The sequence below is a fragment of the Hyella patelloides LEGE 07179 genome, assembly GCF_900659865.1.
GTDB classification, from domain to species: Bacteria; Cyanobacteriota; Cyanobacteriia; order Cyanobacteriales; family Xenococcaceae; genus Hyella; species Hyella patelloides.
This window is the reverse complement of record NZ_LR213768.1, coordinates 61,678-77,108: the sequence shown is the minus strand read 5'-3', so window position 1 is coordinate 77,108 and position 15,431 is coordinate 61,678. Positions and strand designations below refer to the sequence as shown.

At 36.9% G+C, this 15,431-nt stretch carries 15 protein-coding genes; 11 read left to right on the top strand and 4 right to left on the bottom strand.

Annotation, left to right across the window (positions count from 1 at the left end; translation table 11 throughout):
* The first annotated feature begins 120 nt into the window (after window positions 1–120).
* Both H1P_RS00970 and accC read left to right on the top strand, forming a co-directional pair.
* Window positions 121–378 (top strand): hypothetical protein, encoded by a 258-nt coding sequence (locus tag H1P_RS00970; RefSeq protein ID WP_144863237.1) that lies wholly within the window; start codon window positions 121–123, stop codon window positions 376–378.
* A gap of 210 nt (window positions 379–588) precedes the next feature.
* Complete coding sequence (gene accC, locus H1P_RS00965) at window positions 589–1,935, top strand: acetyl-CoA carboxylase biotin carboxylase subunit (protein ID WP_144863235.1); 1,347 nt, start codon at window positions 589–591, stop codon at window positions 1,933–1,935.
* Window positions 1,936–2,026: 91 nt separating this feature from the next.
* On the opposite strand, the gene H1P_RS00960 is transcribed toward accC, so the two are convergent.
* Window positions 2,027–2,320, bottom strand: coding sequence for a YggT family protein (locus H1P_RS00960; RefSeq protein WP_144863233.1), 294 nt, complete (start codon window positions 2,318–2,320; stop codon window positions 2,027–2,029).
* A gap of 222 nt (window positions 2,321–2,542) precedes the next feature.
* Between H1P_RS00960 and psbX the strand changes: the two genes are divergently transcribed.
* From psbX to glyS, 8 genes are all read left to right on the top strand, one after another.
* Window positions 2,543–2,662, top strand: a complete 120-nt coding sequence (psbX, locus tag H1P_RS00955; RefSeq protein WP_144863231.1) for a photosystem II reaction center X protein — start codon at window positions 2,543–2,545, stop codon at window positions 2,660–2,662.
* A 247-nt stretch (window positions 2,663–2,909) separates the two neighbouring features.
* Window positions 2,910–3,938, top strand: coding sequence for a Ycf66 family protein (locus H1P_RS00950; RefSeq protein ID WP_144863229.1), 1,029 nt, complete (start codon window positions 2,910–2,912; stop codon window positions 3,936–3,938).
* A 239-nt stretch (window positions 3,939–4,177) separates the two neighbouring features.
* On the top strand, window positions 4,178–5,497 hold the full coding sequence (locus tag H1P_RS00945; protein ID WP_144863227.1) for an aminopeptidase P N-terminal domain-containing protein: 1,320 nt from the start codon (window positions 4,178–4,180) through the stop codon (window positions 5,495–5,497).
* A 208-nt stretch (window positions 5,498–5,705) separates the two neighbouring features.
* Complete coding sequence (locus H1P_RS00940) at window positions 5,706–6,446, top strand: cytochrome c biogenesis protein CcdA (protein WP_144863224.1); 741 nt, start codon at window positions 5,706–5,708, stop codon at window positions 6,444–6,446.
* A gap of 233 nt (window positions 6,447–6,679) precedes the next feature.
* On the top strand, window positions 6,680–7,405 hold the full coding sequence (tpiA, locus tag H1P_RS00935; RefSeq protein WP_186375782.1) for a triose-phosphate isomerase: 726 nt from the start codon (window positions 6,680–6,682) through the stop codon (window positions 7,403–7,405).
* A gap of 1,231 nt (window positions 7,406–8,636) precedes the next feature.
* Complete coding sequence (locus H1P_RS00930) at window positions 8,637–8,888, top strand: helix-turn-helix transcriptional regulator (protein ID WP_144863219.1); 252 nt, start codon at window positions 8,637–8,639, stop codon at window positions 8,886–8,888.
* A gap of 330 nt (window positions 8,889–9,218) precedes the next feature.
* Entirely contained in the window at window positions 9,219–9,770 is a 552-nt protein-coding gene (locus H1P_RS00925; protein ID WP_144863217.1) for an adenylate kinase family protein, read from the top strand.
* A 362-nt stretch (window positions 9,771–10,132) separates the two neighbouring features.
* Window positions 10,133–12,271 carry a glycine--tRNA ligase subunit beta gene (glyS, locus tag H1P_RS00920; protein WP_144863215.1) on the top strand — a complete coding sequence of 713 codons (2,139 nt, stop codon included), beginning with the start codon at window positions 10,133–10,135 and terminating at the stop codon, window positions 12,269–12,271.
* 41 nt (window positions 12,272–12,312) lie between these two features.
* Here the strand turns inward: glyS and H1P_RS00915 are convergent, their stop codons facing one another.
* Together H1P_RS00915 and coaBC are read right to left on the bottom strand one after the other, a co-directional pair.
* Entirely contained in the window at window positions 12,313–13,131 is an 819-nt protein-coding gene (locus H1P_RS00915; RefSeq protein ID WP_144863213.1) for a HEAT repeat domain-containing protein, read from the bottom strand.
* Between the two features lie 23 nt (window positions 13,132–13,154).
* A complete protein-coding gene (gene coaBC, locus H1P_RS00910) occupies window positions 13,155–14,399 on the bottom strand; it encodes a bifunctional phosphopantothenoylcysteine decarboxylase/phosphopantothenate--cysteine ligase CoaBC (RefSeq protein ID WP_144863211.1) in 1,245 nt (414 codons plus the stop codon).
* Window positions 14,400–14,467: 68 nt separating this feature from the next.
* On the opposite strand from coaBC, the gene sixA reads away from it, so the two are divergent.
* The gene (gene sixA / locus H1P_RS00905; protein WP_144863209.1) at window positions 14,468–14,959 is read left to right on the top strand and encodes a phosphohistidine phosphatase SixA; all 492 of its coding nucleotides are present in this window, start codon (window positions 14,468–14,470) and stop codon (window positions 14,957–14,959) included.
* A 32-nt stretch (window positions 14,960–14,991) separates the two neighbouring features.
* Here the strand turns inward: sixA and H1P_RS00900 are convergent.
* On the bottom strand, window positions 14,992–15,431 hold a 440-nt coding region (locus H1P_RS00900), incomplete at its 5' end, for a DUF6745 domain-containing protein (protein WP_222426886.1).

The window sequence follows — 15,431 nt, the reverse complement described above, 5'->3', positions numbered from 1 at the left end:
GCGCCTTCTCCATTTCTTGGATAAATAAAACGAAGCGGGGTCGCATGGTTAATTGCTAATTGCTAAGTGTTCATTGATAATTAATTGGGTGCTTACTGATTACTGACTACTGACTTCATTATGGATGCCTTTTCTCTGAATCCTCCCAAATGGACAGCAAACGCAGTTCACGCTGTTCCTTTTTGTTGTCCTACTTGCAAAGCTCAAGCAACGAAAGCTACCAAAGTTTGGCTCAATCGTCGCTCTCCTGTAACCGATTACGATTTGCGTCGTAAATGGCAAGAATTTTATCTGTGTGAGTGTGAGACTGCTTGGTGGGCTTGGAGTAGCGATAGACCACCTTCTAAGGAAGGAAGGATGAATGATCGAGTAAATTAGGTAACAAGTAACGGACAATCGACAACAAGCCACGAGCCAATAACAATTAACAAATCGAATTATTATTGGAAAATCTAGGCTTTAGACTCATCTCGATATATGATAGACAAATCGAAGGTACTCTACCGTAAAGTAGACAGGGTAAATGTACTCTGAGGAAAATACACGGCTTGTTTTGGTTTCGATTTCATTAATTGAGTGTGCTTTTCTATGCAGTTTGACAAAATTTTAATTGCTAATCGAGGAGAAATTGCTTTACGCATTTTACACACCTGCGCCGAAATGGGAATTGCTACAGTAGCAGTCCACTCTACCATCGACCGCCAAGCTCTCCACGTCCAGCTTGCAGACGAAAGTGTTTGTATTGGACCTCCTCATTCGGGGAAAAGCTATCTTAATATTCCCAATATTATTGCTGCTGCTTTGACTCGTAATGCGACAGCAATTCATCCTGGCTACGGTTTTTTAGCAGAAAATGCTCGTTTTGCAGAAATTTGCGCCGATCATAATCTGATTTTTATTGGTCCTACCAAAGAAGCCATGCTTGCGATGGGGGATAAATCTACAGCAAAAAAAACTATGCAACAAGCAGGAGTTCCTACGGTTCCTGGTAGTAAAGGTTTATTACAAAATGAAACAGAAGCGATCGCTTCTGCTCAGAAAATCGGTTATCCTGTAATGATTAAAGCTACTGCTGGTGGTGGTGGTCGGGGTATGCGTCTTGTAGAAGATGAAAGCCAACTTGTGAGCCTATTCAGAGCAGCCCAAGGAGAAGCAGAAGCAGCTTTTGGCAATGGGGGGGTGTATTTAGAAAAATTGATCGAATGTCCCCGTCATATTGAGTTTCAGATTTTAGCAGACAGTCACGGTAATGTAATACATTTAGGGGAAAGAGACTGTTCTATTCAACGCCGTCACCAAAAATTACTCGAAGAAGCCCCCAGTACAGTGCTTAACCCTGAATTACGGGCAAAAATGGGGGAAGCTGCTATTTTAGCAGCCAAATCAATTAACTATGTGGGAGCAGGTACGGTAGAATTTTTGCTGGACAAATCGGGTGATTTTTATTTTATGGAAATGAACACCCGTATCCAGGTAGAGCATCCCGTTACTGAGGTTGTTACAGGAATCGATTTAATTGCGGAACAAATACGCATTGCTCGGGGAGAAAAACTGAGATTTACTCAGAAAGATATTCAACTTAAAGGTCATGCTATTGAATGTCGCATTAATGCAGAAGACCCCGATCATAATTTCCGTCCCCATCCTGGTCGTATTAGTGCTTATTTGCCCCCTGGAGGCCCAGGAGTCAGAATGGATTCTCATGTCTATACAGACTACGAAATTCCCCCCTATTATGATTCTCTAATTGGTAAGTTAATTGTTTGGGGAGAAAACCGAGATGTCGCAATTAAGCGTATGAAACGAGCTTTACGAGAATGCGCTATTACAGGAATTCCCACAACTATTGGTTTTCATCAGAAAATTCTGGAAACTCCCGCTTTTTTAAAGGGAGAAGTATATACGAATTTTGTGCAAGAACATTTGATGCCATAGTTTATTGGTCGTAAGTCGATAAAATATCCGCTTCTTTTGCACCACTATTCCCTACTTCTGACCATTCGATTTCTTAGTCATAGAATTCAGGTTAATTAATTTTCATTGCCATTGTTAATAAGCCTTGTTGACCTAAAAGTATCTCTCGCAGCAGGGTACAAATACCAACGCAGATAATGGGGGTGATATCCACTCCACCAAGAGGAGGAATAAATTTTCTCAGGGGTTTTAAGATTGGCTCTGTGGGTGTAACGACCAGATTAAGAGGAAAATGATCGGTATCTACTTGAGGATACCAGGTGAGAACGATGCGAAAGATAAACAGAACGGTCATTAAGACTAAGCCTATGCCTAAAGCAACACTTGCGATAGTAAGTGGATTCATAGCGCAAAATTATGATAATAAGGTTACAGAATATTAAGTATCTTTAGGTGTATTGTAACGTTGTATGTGAACTAGATCTCAGCTAGTTCGGGTATTATCTAACTTTTGACAAATCTAAGGATTGCGATCAAAAACTAGAATTAGTGTAGTTTTTGCTAAAAAAATTTTAGAATTGTTAACGAAGTAAATTTTTACGACCCAATAAATAAGGATTAAAAAATTATGACCCCCTCTTTAGCTAATTTTCTTTGGAGTTTACTTGCTGGAACTTTAATCGTAGTTATTCCTGCAACTGTAGCTTTAATTGCTTTTAGTCAATTCGATAAAATTGAGCGTTCCTAAAAAACTCGCTCACTGTAATTTATTGCCAGATTTTTGTAGCAGCAAATCCTATGTCTATGACATCATGGAAGGGCTGCTACTATTTTTGTATTCCATTTAAAATCAAGACAGTACAATTATTTCTTAAAATATATTTATTTAAAATCATCCCTAAATTATTAAGTATTTAAACTTAATGCGATCGCTTATTGAAGAACAAAAGTTAGTATTTACATTAACAGAACACACACAGGAGCAATAAGGAGTAATGGTTAATTTTGGGCTGAATTCAGCCAGTATCTTAGGTATTTTTTTAGCAGTAGCAGGAGCATCCCTATATTTTCTACGCTCTGTACGCCCAGAGTTATCGCGAGATCATGATATATTTTTTGCTGCGGTAGGTTTATTGTGTGGCTTTATTTTGCTGTTTCAGGGTTGGCGACTCGATCCTATTTTACAGTTTGGACAGTTTTTGTTAACTGGTTCAACTATTTTCTTTGCAGTGGAAAGTATTCGTTTACGAAAAGTTGCTACAGAGCAAGCAAGACGTAATACTCCCACAGTAGATAGAGATCGTCCTGTAAGCCGTACTAGGGTTTATCGAGAAGAAGAATTTGAGAACGAAAAAGGTCGTAGTATCCCTGATGCTTACAATGCTTATGAAGGTGCAGCACCCAATTATGACAGTCCGAGATTGCGGGGTTATGATGACCCTCAGCCTCGTCCTTCTCGTAGTAGAAGCTTAAGGGAAGAAGAACCTCGTAGTAGAAACTCTCGCAGTCGTGGAGATAGATCTGGTGCAGTAGAGCCTACCCGCTCCCGTCGTCCCAGAAATACTCCTCCTCGTCGAGATAGCAGAGACAGCTACGGTGAGTGGTCGAAACAAGATAGTTGGGATGAGCCAGACTATCCCGATACTAGACGTTCTCGTAGCAAAAGAGATCGCTTTTCCGAAGAACCACGGTTTTTTGAAGATAAACCTAGACCTAGTACTCGCAGACCAGCACCCAATTCTGAAGCAAGAGACAGAAGCTACAGTAATGATGATTTAGGTCGTAGTTACAATGACAGTTTAGGTAGAAGCTACGAAGATGATCTCGGAGATAGTTATGAAGAAGACACAGATGTGATTGCTACTGATTATGTAGATTATCAGCCAATAGACGATCTTGGTTCTGATGATGATGATGATGATGATTATGGTGATAACGAGCAAGACAGCTCCGAAACCAGACAACCTCCTTCAGATTGGGATGAACCAAGAAGAAGAAATACTCGCCCAGAAATTGATTATTAAAATTTGAAATATTTAGAAAGCAGGATCGAGACTTTTCTTTGGTTTCTGTTTTACACTATTTGTGCTTGCTCTTTAAACTAAACTGCCAGGGTAAGCGATGGGATTAAAGATAATCCAGAGCCTTTACAATGATGAACACAGATAATTTTAATGATGAATCTACTTTGGCAAGTATTTTGTTACAGAGTAGATTTATTTGTTAACGATCTAAATAGTTACAAAAAGGATATTGATAACTAATGGGGATTGAGCAACAGGAGTATCAACAGCGTAGACAACGGTTAATGGAAAAAGTCGGCAATGGTACAGCTATTTTTCGCAGTGCGCCAATGGCAGTGATGCATAACGATGTGGAGTATAATTATCGTCAAGATAGTGATTTTTATTACTTAACGGGGTTTAATGAGCCAGAAGCGGTAGCAGTCTTTGCTCCCCATCACAAAAAACATCGCTTTATTTTATTTGTGCAACCCAAAGACCCCGAAAAAGAAACCTGGACTGGTTATCGTTGTGGTGTAGAAGCAGCGAAAGAACGTTATGGTGCAGATGAAGCTTACCCCATCACAGAGCTAGATGAACATCTACTCAAATATTTGATCGATGCCGACCGTATTTACTACCATTTAGGACGCGATCGCAGCTTTAATGATAAGATACTCTCATACTGGCAAAGATTAATCGCAGGATATCAAAAAAGAGGGCGTGTACCTACAGCGATAGAAGACACTAAGCCTTTAACTCACCCCATGCGGTTAGTAAAAAGTCCCGAAGAAATTGTCATGATGCGCAAAGCCACAGCGATTTCTGCTCAAGCTCACAACCGTGCTAGAGAATTTGCCAAACCAGGAGTATACGAGTATCAAGTCGCAGCCGAAATAGAGCATACTTTCCGTTTAGAGGGAGCTATGGGTATTGCTTACCCCTCTATTGTGGCTTCTGGGGCAAATGCTTGTGTGTTGCACTATGTAGAAAATGACTGTCAAATAAAAGAAAACGAGCTATTACTAATAGATGCTGGTTGCTCCTATGGTTATTACAATGGCGATATTACCCGTACTTTTCCTGTAGGTGGTAAATTCACTCCCGAACAAAAAACCCTCTATGAATTAGTGTTAGAAGCTCAATTAAAGGCTATCGAGCAAGTACAGCCAGGAAATCCCTATAATCAGTTTCACGATACTGCTGTCAGCGTATTGGTAGATGGCTTAATGGAATTAGGCTTACTGGTAGGAGATAAAGAAGAAATTATCAAAGAAGGAAAATACAAGCCTTTTTATATGCATCGTACAGGACATTGGTTAGGGTTGGATGTTCACGATGTCGGAGCATACAAACACAATAAAGAAACTTGGCAAAATTTACAATCAGGCAATATCGTAACAGTCGAACCAGGTCTTTACATCTCTCCTTATATTCAACCCGCAGAAGGACAACCAGAAATTCCTGATTGTTGGAAGGGTATCGGTATCCGCATCGAAGATGATGTTTTAGTAACCAAAAGCGGACACGACATTCTAACTTCTGATGTTCCTAAGTCAGTTTCAGCAATGGAAAAATAATTTTTGGTTGGTGGTTATTGATTAGAAACGTGTCTTGGTGAGCCTTCCTTAGCAGGTTCTTGCCGTTTCCGTCGGAACGTCTGTACAGTGAGTGGTTAGTGGTTATTTGTCAGTCGTTGGTTGTTCGTAGTTTGCTCCCGCACATTACCCATTAACCATTACCTATCACCTTTCTCACTTCATAATTCATCCTTTATCCTTTAGTTTCGTGGAATTTTTACAAACTCAGTTTTACTTACTTGAAAAATTTGCTGATGGCTTGGTTGAAAATCAGTTAAGTCATCTCAGTATCGTTAGTGTCGGAATTATTTTCTTGGCGGGTTTACTAACAAGTTTGACTCCCTGTATGCTCTCGATGTTGCCGATTACTATAGGTTACATAGGAGGATATGAATCTCAGGGAAAATGGCAAGGTGCAATTCAATCTAGTTGGTTTGCTTTAGGTTTAGCCACCACTTTAGCTATTTTAGGGATTGTCGCTACCACTATTGGGAAAGTTTACGGTCAAATTGGTACTGGCTTACCCATAGTAGTTAGTTTAATTGCGATCGCGATGGGGTTAAACTTATTAGAGATACTTCCCCTACAATTACCTAATTTTGGCGGTACAGATTGGATAGGAGAAGACCTACCCCGTGGTTTACGCTCTTATTTATTAGGTCTGACTTTTGGTTTAGTGGCTTCTCCCTGTAGCACTCCAGTGTTGGCAACTTTACTCGCATGGGTAGCCTCTACTCAAGATTTAGTTCTGGGAGGTAGCTTATTACTGGCTTATGCAGTAGGATACGTTGCACCTCTGGTATTAGCAGGAACTTTTACTGCTTCAATTAAAAAAATTCTGGAGTTACGCCGTTGGTCTGGTTGGATTAACCCCATTAGCGGTATCCTACTGTTGTGTTTTGGCTTGTTTTCCTTGATAACTCGTCTACCAATAGTCAATTTTTTATAGAATTTCTTGTCTATTGAACTGTCTTTCCGAACGGAAAGAGTTGAGAAAAGGTTTGAATCTCGCACCATTTTATTGATTGATTATTGTTGGCTCACTTTTGTCTATTGCCTTTAAAGTACTACTTCGGTCTACAAAATAATCAAAACCCTGACTTCTAGACAGTGATACTAGCCTTAACCTCTCCTTTAGGCGTACACTAAAACTTGCAATAAAAAGTTGAAGTAGAAATAGCTGTGCGAAAGATTATAATTGCAGGAAACTGGAAAATGCACAAAACTCAGGGAGAGTCTTTAGATTTTGTGCAAAGTTTTAAATCTCAAATTGAAAATACAAATAATCAGAGAGAAGTAATTTTATGTACTCCCTTTACCTCTCTAACGGTAATGTCAAAAAATCTTCATGGTGGAAGAGTAAAGTTAGGGGCACAGAATATTCATTGGGAAGATAAAGGAGCATATACAGGAGAAATTTCTGGCGATATGCTCAAAGAAATTGGTGTTGATTATGCTATTGTTGGCCACAGTGAACGCCGTCAATACTTTGGTGAAACAGATAAAACTGTTAACTTAAGGCTAAAAGCTGCTCAAGAACACAGTATTACTCCCATTCTGTGTGTAGGCGAAACCAAACAGCAAAGAGATGCAGGAGAAACAGAAGATATCATTATTAGTCAATTACAAAAAGGTTTGGTAGAGGTTGACCAGAATAATTTAGTTATCGCTTATGAGCCTATTTGGGCAATTGGTACTGGAGATACTTGTGAATCTAGCGAAGCTAATCGAGTTATTGGGGTAATTCGTCAACAACTTGAAAATAAAAATGTGTCTATTCAATACGGTGGTTCAGTTAAACCCAACAATATTGATGAAATCATGGCACAATCTGAGATTGATGGTGCTTTAGTAGGTGGTGCAAGTTTAGAACCCGCTAGTTTTGCACGTATTGTAAACTACCAATAATAATTTATGGCGTTGCTGAATGTGTAAGGCTGAAAAGATATTTCGTTGAGTTGTTAAGCAGTAAAAATTTGCTTTTAAGCTTAGAGCTTGGAAGCTCCGAACCGCAACATCCAGGTGTCATTACTTAAATCACCAACGCCTAATTTATTAACTGATTCAGTATCATATATAGCAATTAAACAATGGATTAGGACATTGAAGAAGCCGTGATGTCAGAAGTACTATTTTAGTTAGTGTTACGAATTCCTGACTAAAATAATTTCACTAAAATAAAAAATTTTTAGTGATGGTCACAGAACTTAGTACTCGAAGCCAGTTGTCTGAAGCAATATTAACTCAGTGGCATCAAGACATCATTACTTTAAGCAAAGCGAGATAAAGTCTCGTGAATCTCGCGAATGGTCATTTGCCATTACAAGATTTATCTGTCCTAGCCTTAGCTTCAACTGCTATCAATTGAAGTAGTGCGTTTTTAGCGCACTTTTTTTTTACTTTTTTACTTTAAAGTAATCATAAATTTTTTACTCGGAATACTTATAATTTTGTTAGATTCACAAAATCTTAAAGAAATTATTACTTTTTTAGATATTTTTTAAAAGCTAATATGTACTGCAAATTATAGCTATTTTTTATAATCAATATAAGCTTAATATAGCATCTTACTAAAATTTTTTATTGTTATTCTTGAAGAAAAAAACATCAAATAAACATATTATATGTAAATACATATAATATGTTTATATTACAGGATATCTTCGTCAGCATTCTCTACAGATGACGCTACCTGAATTCTGAGTTAATGCAAGTAAATTTCAAAAATATTAATAATAGAAGATAATAAATGTTTTTTTTTGATGGTTTAAAAAAGAAAAAAGTAGCCATTAGATAGAGACTTTTAGTGAAAAAATAATACATTTGGCTGTTGTTTATGTAAATTATATCTTCAAGAAATGCTGTCGCTCTTATTTTAAGACAGTGAAAACTAGGAACATACAAATAAATTAAAGCAAGATTGAGTTAATATCTGTGTTTTCTTCTACAGTTTGACATTGATTGTTGATTGCCATACATTTTTTTAAACAGGAATTAATAGAAAAAAGCTAAAAGCTAAAATCTAAACTTATAAACTTGAGCTTAAAAATTGGATTTACTTACTATAGTTAATTACTAATCAAACTAATTTTTTCTGTTCGTCCACAAAAACTACTTTATTTAAGCGCAAAGAATTATTATGTCTCGACCTAAAAAAAATCAACAACAACAAACCAACTCACCTTTTAAAAAGTTAAGATTAAAAGCTCAATTATCTCAAGAACAATTGGCTAGAGAAATTGGGGTAGCTGTCTCTACTGTTCGTCGCTGGGAAAAAGGACAAGCAGAACCCACAATGACAGTATTACAAATGAAAAATTTCTGTCGTGCAGTCAATCAAACACTTGAAGAATTACCAGACTCTCTTTTGCCAATTGTGACCAATAAATAAGTCAATCTAGTCTAGTAGTTATACAAAAATAATTAAATTGCTTAGTTAAAAAGCCGTATATTCGGCGGTTAAAACAAAAGAAAACGATAAATTTATAAATAACTATGCTTAAGTAACTAAATAAATAAGCTAACGCGCATTTAAACTGCATATTTAGTTGCTGAGGTGAATTTACTTCTTCTCCTGCTCCTTCCGTTTCTTTTGTTCAGTCTCAAGTAATAACTTAAATGCGTAACAGATTTTTTATGGAGAAGATGTTTTCTATTTCACCTCGGCTATAACGGAAGAAGAAGAAAATGGTTAATGTATGCGGAGTTTAAACAATAGTTTATGAAATTGGTAATATTAGGGGGAACAGGTTCAGGCAAAGGAACACAAACAGCTAAAATTAGCAGCAATTTTGCAATACCCAGCATTTCTATTGGTGAAGTACTTAGAACAGGAATCGCTACAAGAAGTGATTTAGGCAAACAGGCTAAACCTTATGTAGAACAGGGAGAATTAGTTCCTGATGAGTTGATGATTCAATTCATTAAGCAAAGACTATTAGAACCCGATGTTAAAAACGGCTGGATTCTGGAAGGATATCCCCGCACAGCTTTCCAAGCCGAAGAATTGGATTTTTTATTGGGGCAGCTCAAACAAAGGTTAGATTGGGCGATTTATCTCAAAGTTAGTGATTCTATAATGGCAGCAAGAGCTTTAAGTAGAGGGTTAACGGATGATATATCAGAAGTTATTCAACGTCGCATTCAGAATTTCCAAGACTTTACTGTACCAATATTAGAATATTATCAGTATAGCGATCGCTTATTAACTATTGATGGGGAACAATCTCCTGAAAAGGTAGCCCAAGAAATTGCCAGTCATTTGCCATCTTAAACTGAATCTAATTTTAAACCAGGTCTTTTTTAGAGAAAATTTCGAGGGAGTAGTGATTGGCTCACAAGGGTAGTTATTAGTAACCCCTTCTCCATAACCAAAAAAATTTTAGATTTTGAATTAATGATATTAGATTAAATTATGAAAGGTTTCAAGCGGATAGTTTCAACTATGGAAAAATTTAAAATCGTCAATCCAAAATCCTCAAGCCCTTGAATTCATTCAGGGGGACAATTCTATGATCGTTAATCCAAAATCCGAAATTGACTGACCCTATTTATCAACCATCTAATTCTATATCTATCGAACTAACCTGATTAACTGTTATCCTGTTTTAACTGTATGTTATGGTTAGCTTTATTATGGTTGATTTTTTATTAGAAGTAGGGGTAGAAGAGTTACCAGCAGATTTTGTCAGTAGTGCTATTGTTCAATGGCAAAAGCGCATCCCCAATAGCTTAACCGCAGAGTTTCTGAACTCTGATGCAGTGGAGTTTTACGGAACACCCCGAAGATTAGCCGTACTCATAAAAGGACTCCCTCAAAAGCAACCAGATAGAGAAGAAGAAATTAAAGGACCTCCAAAAAAAGCTGCTTACAAAGATGGTCAACCCACTAAAGCAGCAGAAGGCTTTGCTAGAAAGCAAGGAGTGAGTTTAGAAGATTTAGAATTGCGGGATACTTCTAAAGGAGAGTTTGTTTTTATTCAGAAAAAAATTACTGGTAGACCAACCGAAGATATCTTGCAAGAATTAGTACCTGGTTGGATTACAGGGTTAGAAGGAAGACGGTTCATGCGTTGGGGAGATGGAGAGATTCGTTTTCCTCGTCCGATTCGTTGGTTAGTGGCATTATTAGATGATGCGGTTTTAGCCTTAGAATTAGTCAATGGCTCGGAAACTATAAAAAGCGATCGCATATCCCGTGGACATCGAGTTTTACACCCTAATACGATAACTATTTCTAATGCTACTGCTTATGTCGAGTTGTTGCAATCGGCATTTGTAGAAGTCGATCCTAAAGTCAGAAAAGAAAAGATTGTTAAAGGAATTGAATCTGTTGCGAAAGAAGTGCAGGGGGTAGCCGAAATTTCTGCTGATTTACTCGAAGAAGTTATTAATTTAGTGGAATATCCCACCGCAGTTATTGGTCAGTTTGAAGAAGAGTTTTTACAACTTCCTACTGAAGTTATTACTACAGTGATGGTAACTCACCAGCGTTATTTTCCTGTGAAACAAGGCAGTAGCGATAATACCTTATTACCTAACTTTATTACTATTTCTAATGGCGACCCTGCTAAATCCACTTTAATTGCTGAAGGTAATGGTCGAGTAATTAGAGCTAGATTAGCTGATGCTCAGTTTTTCTATAAAGCAGACTGTGATGAGCCTTTAGAAACCTATTTACCCCAGCTAGAAACTGTAACATTCCAAGAAGAATTAGGCACAATGCGCGATAAAGTAGACCGCATTATGGAAGTAGCTAATACTATTGCAGAACAGTTAGATCTTAATGAACAACAAAGAGCAGAAGTTGAAAGTACAGCCTTACTTTGTAAAACAGATTTAGTAACCCAAATGGTTTATGAATTTCCTGAGTTACAGGGAGTTATGGGAGAAAAATATGCTCTTGTAAGTGGCGAGTCTGCTACTGTGGCAAAAGGCATTTTTGAACATTATTTACCTAGAGGCGCAGATGATATTTTACCCGAAACTTTCAACGGTCAAGTAGTAGCCTTAGCAGATCGATTAGATACTTTAGTCAGCATTTTTGGTTTGGGAATGATTCCTTCTGGCTCTTCTGATCCTTTTGCTTTAAGACGCGCTGCTAATGGTGTGGTTAATATTGTTTGGAATAGCAATTTAGCTATTAATTTAGCTGAATTAATTAGTCAGGGTTCATCTGCTTTTTTGGCTGCCCATGAGGATAAAGAATCTCCTATAGCTAATTTGGAAGAATTTTTTATGCAGAGAATTCGGACGCTTTTAGAAGAAAAAAATATTGATTACGATTTGGTAAATGCAGTTGTCGGAGATGAAGATGCTGAATATACCCAACGTGCTTTAGAGAATCTTTTGGATGTAAGAGATCGCGCTTTGTTCCTCCAAAAAATTCGTGACAATGGTACTTTAAAGAATATCTATGAAACTGTTAATCGTTCTACTCGTTTAGCAGCAAAAGGTGATTTAGATACCCAGGAATTAGAACCCGAAACAGTAGTAAATTCCGATTTATTTGAATCACAAGCAGAACAAAGCTTTTATGATGCTTTACTCGATTTAGTACCGCAAACCGAAGCAGCAAAAGAGTCAAGAAATTATCAATTATTAGTAGATAGTTTAGTAAAAGTTGCTCCGATAGTTAGTGAGTTTTTTGATGGTGAAAATAGCGTTTTAGTAATGGCAGAAAATGCTGATGTTCAACAAAATCGTCTTAACTTATTAGGCTTGTTACGCAATCATGCTAGAGTTTTAGCCGACTTTGGAGCGATCGTTAAATAAATTTTTATCTTAGTAGGGTGAACTCTAATATCGCCTTACTATTATATTTTTTTACAACTTTGAATGGCATCTTCTAGATGAGTTAAAAAGTACCGATCTTTTTCTTTTTTCCACAATTGTTTTAATTCAAATAAAGCTGGATATAATTGGTGACTACTAATTAATTCTGCTGCTTCTAAACATAAAATACTAACGCTATCTGAAGTTATTTCTTGTAGTATTAATTCGATGACTTTTTTTTCATTTCTTTTAGCTAAACCTACTAATGCTTCACCATATATTTCATGACCTATTGGTGTTGCTTTTGATTCTTCTTGTATTCGTCGCCATAATGCTTTTTTAACTTCTAAACTATCAGTATCAATTTGTGTTCCCAAACCAAAGGTTGCCCAATTTCTGATATCTGAATCCTCATCTTGTGATAATTCTATTAAAGTATCGATCGCTAATTCATCTTCTTGGCATAATAGACCAGAAACGACTCCATAACGAACATCAGCATCAGGGTGATTTTTAAATTTTACTAATGGTTGGATGGCTCTGCGATCTCCCAAATGACCTAAAGCAATACCAATCGCACCAAGTATATTAGTATTACTTTCTCGCTTTAATAAATTTAAAAGAATTTCTAAACATTCATTAGGAAAAGTTCTTTGAGGAATTCCTAATTGACCTAATATATAAATTCCAAGTTCCTTCTCATTTTCATTAATACTTTTACAGAGTTCTTGTGCTGCGTTCAAGACATCTTTTGTTCCACGAAACTGTAAAGCACTAAGATATTTTATTTCTTCCTCTTCTTGTTTTAATGCTAACTCAATTAGCTTTTTGGTAGAAATATGTTCTAGCTTTTGACTCATTGATATATTAATTATTTTGATGTTTAATTTCTTACAGTTATAAAATCAGAGATCGCAACTGCTATTTTTTCTTTCCCTATAGCCTTTTGTGGTGGGTTATTTTTAGTTACCAAATAGGCTACTTGTTCGCTATTTTTGCCTTGTTCTTCGCCTCGGTTAGCCACTACCATTTGATAACCTTGTTGCAATCTTTGGTGAGCAATTTTTATTAACTCTTCGTGGGTAATATTTTCTTGATACTTAAAAGTCACCATACCCAAATTGGGAAATTTTTCCCTCACTTCTGCAATCACTTTTGCGGTAGGAATTAAATCGATACTTTGTAACGCACCACCACTAGGAATTTTGCCAGGAAATACTTGTTTTAGCTGATAATCTGCTACAGCAGCCGAAAAAATAGCAAATTGATAGTTATTTTTGCTTAATTCTTCTATAACAGCTTGAAGATACTCGTCATAATTATTAATTAAAAGATGGGGTAAATAACTAGGTGGATTATAACTACCCTGTCCGCGAATTAATTTGACTTCTGCACCCCGATAATACAATTCTTCAGCAATACAACCGCTTAATTTTCCCGTAAAACGATTAGTCAATATTCGCACATTATCTATAGGTACTGGCGTAGCACCTCCTGTAACCAAAATCGGCACATTTTTTAGAGGAGAATTACTAACTGCGCGAATTACCTGAGTAACAATTTCTGCTTCTGGAGGAAGATTATTTTTGCCATAAGCTACTTTAGGAGGAATAATTTTCACTCCCATAGTTTGCAAATGCCTCAAAGACGACCTTAGCAGAGAATTATGTAAACTACCATGCATAGTCGGTGCAATTAACACCTGGGTTTTACCCCTCTCCATCCTGCCAATAGCTGAAGCGACACTGGAGGTAACTACCCCGTCTGCAATACCGTGACGCAGCTTATTAATTGTATTGTAAGTAGCTGGAGCAACCACATAAGCTGCAAAAGGATTGTCATCACTTAAATGTTCCGCAGCAGCCGTTAATTGTGTAACCACCGCATTAGTCGTACTCCATTCCAAAGCATCTACGGTAGTGTAACGCAGAGCCTCAGACGAAGCAAAAGCTACCACATCCGCACCCTGACGGCGCAAACTACGAGCAATTAAAGGTGCTTTGATGGCTGCAATACTACCTGTTACCAATAAAGCAATCCTTTTACCGACTAGGTGAGTACCTTCTAATAATACTTCGCGGTCTTGTAATTCTGATTCTGGTGGCGGACTAAAGTCCCAGTCTGACATAGTTTAATCTTGATGTAGAAAGTATACTAAGGTATTTAGAATATTGTTAATAAAGCAAAATAGCCTCTATGGAAATTTATTTGATTCGTCATGGAATCGCTGTGGAAAGAGGTATTTATACTCAAGATAGAGAGCGACCTTTGACAGAAAAAGGTATTACTAAAACTACCAAGGTAGCCCAAAAACTATTAGATATTGGTGTCACTTTTGAGTATATTTTAACTAGCCCTTTAGTAAGAGCCTATCAAACAGCAGAAATCTTGAAAAATGTAGGCTTGAGCAAAACAATCTCTATCCATGAACCTCTTGCACCTGGAGGAGACATACAACTATGGTTACAGTGGCTATCTAATCACTATCATGAGGCGCAAAGAATAGCTTTAGTCGGTCATCAACCAGATTTAGGTAACTGGGCTGAAATGTTAATTTTAGGTGATATCAAAAACCAAATAGTTGTGAAAAAAGCGGGTATCATTGGGGTAAAAATGATAGATAATCAAGAATTAATAGGAAACAGTGAATTGTTTTTATTAACATCACCTAAATGGTTTATCGATTAATCATGTAAAGTGGGCAATGCTCACCTTACCAACTAATATGTGATTGACAATTCAATTCCGTTATAAGCAAAAATTTGATATCCATCACTAAATAAAACTGCTGGGTTGTTTTCTGAATGTAAAATTAAATCATTTTTGAATAGTAATTCAATCGGTCTATCACTTACATAGCAAATATTCTGAAAAGGAATTATATAACCACAATTTTTAACTAATATTTGAAGAGCCTCCCATCTTTCTGAAATATGATAGCAGCCTAAAACAGAATAAGCAAAATCTAAAAACCAAGCATAACGCGACCAAAATTGAATTGAAATTCTAGATAATAATTGAAGCTGAGCCATAGAACAACTATGAGAAAAAAACTTTGGCTTATCTTTCTGAGAGTTAATAGCTGGAAAGTTACGCAATTGATGTCTAATGCTATTTCTAGGTCTAATTACTAACTCTATTTTAATACGCCTAAAAAATA

Bases quoted from the DNA above. Each gene is read 5' to 3' on its own strand.
- H1P_RS00970 (WP_144863237.1), top strand. From the start codon at position 121: ATGGATGCCTTTTCTCTGAATCCTCCCAAATGGACAGCAAACGCAGTT.
- accC (WP_144863235.1), top strand. From the start codon at position 589: ATGCAGTTTGACAAAATTTTAATTGCTAATCGAGGAGAAATTGCTTTA.
- H1P_RS00960 (WP_144863233.1), bottom strand. From the start codon at position 2,320: ATGAATCCACTTACTATCGCAAGTGTTGCTTTAGGCATAGGCTTAGTC.
- psbX (WP_144863231.1), top strand. From the start codon at position 2,543: ATGACCCCCTCTTTAGCTAATTTTCTTTGGAGTTTACTTGCTGGAACT.
- H1P_RS00950 (WP_144863229.1), top strand. From the start codon at position 2,910: ATGGTTAATTTTGGGCTGAATTCAGCCAGTATCTTAGGTATTTTTTTA.
- H1P_RS00945 (WP_144863227.1), top strand. From the start codon at position 4,178: ATGGGGATTGAGCAACAGGAGTATCAACAGCGTAGACAACGGTTAATG.
- H1P_RS00930 (WP_144863219.1), top strand. From the start codon at position 8,637: ATGTCTCGACCTAAAAAAAATCAACAACAACAAACCAACTCACCTTTT.
- H1P_RS00925 (WP_144863217.1), top strand. From the start codon at position 9,219: ATGAAATTGGTAATATTAGGGGGAACAGGTTCAGGCAAAGGAACACAA.
- glyS (WP_144863215.1), top strand. From the start codon at position 10,133: ATGGTTGATTTTTTATTAGAAGTAGGGGTAGAAGAGTTACCAGCAGAT.
- H1P_RS00915 (WP_144863213.1), bottom strand. From the start codon at position 13,131: ATGAGTCAAAAGCTAGAACATATTTCTACCAAAAAGCTAATTGAGTTA.
- coaBC (WP_144863211.1), bottom strand. From the start codon at position 14,399: ATGTCAGACTGGGACTTTAGTCCGCCACCAGAATCAGAATTACAAGAC.
- sixA (WP_144863209.1), top strand. From the start codon at position 14,468: ATGGAAATTTATTTGATTCGTCATGGAATCGCTGTGGAAAGAGGTATT.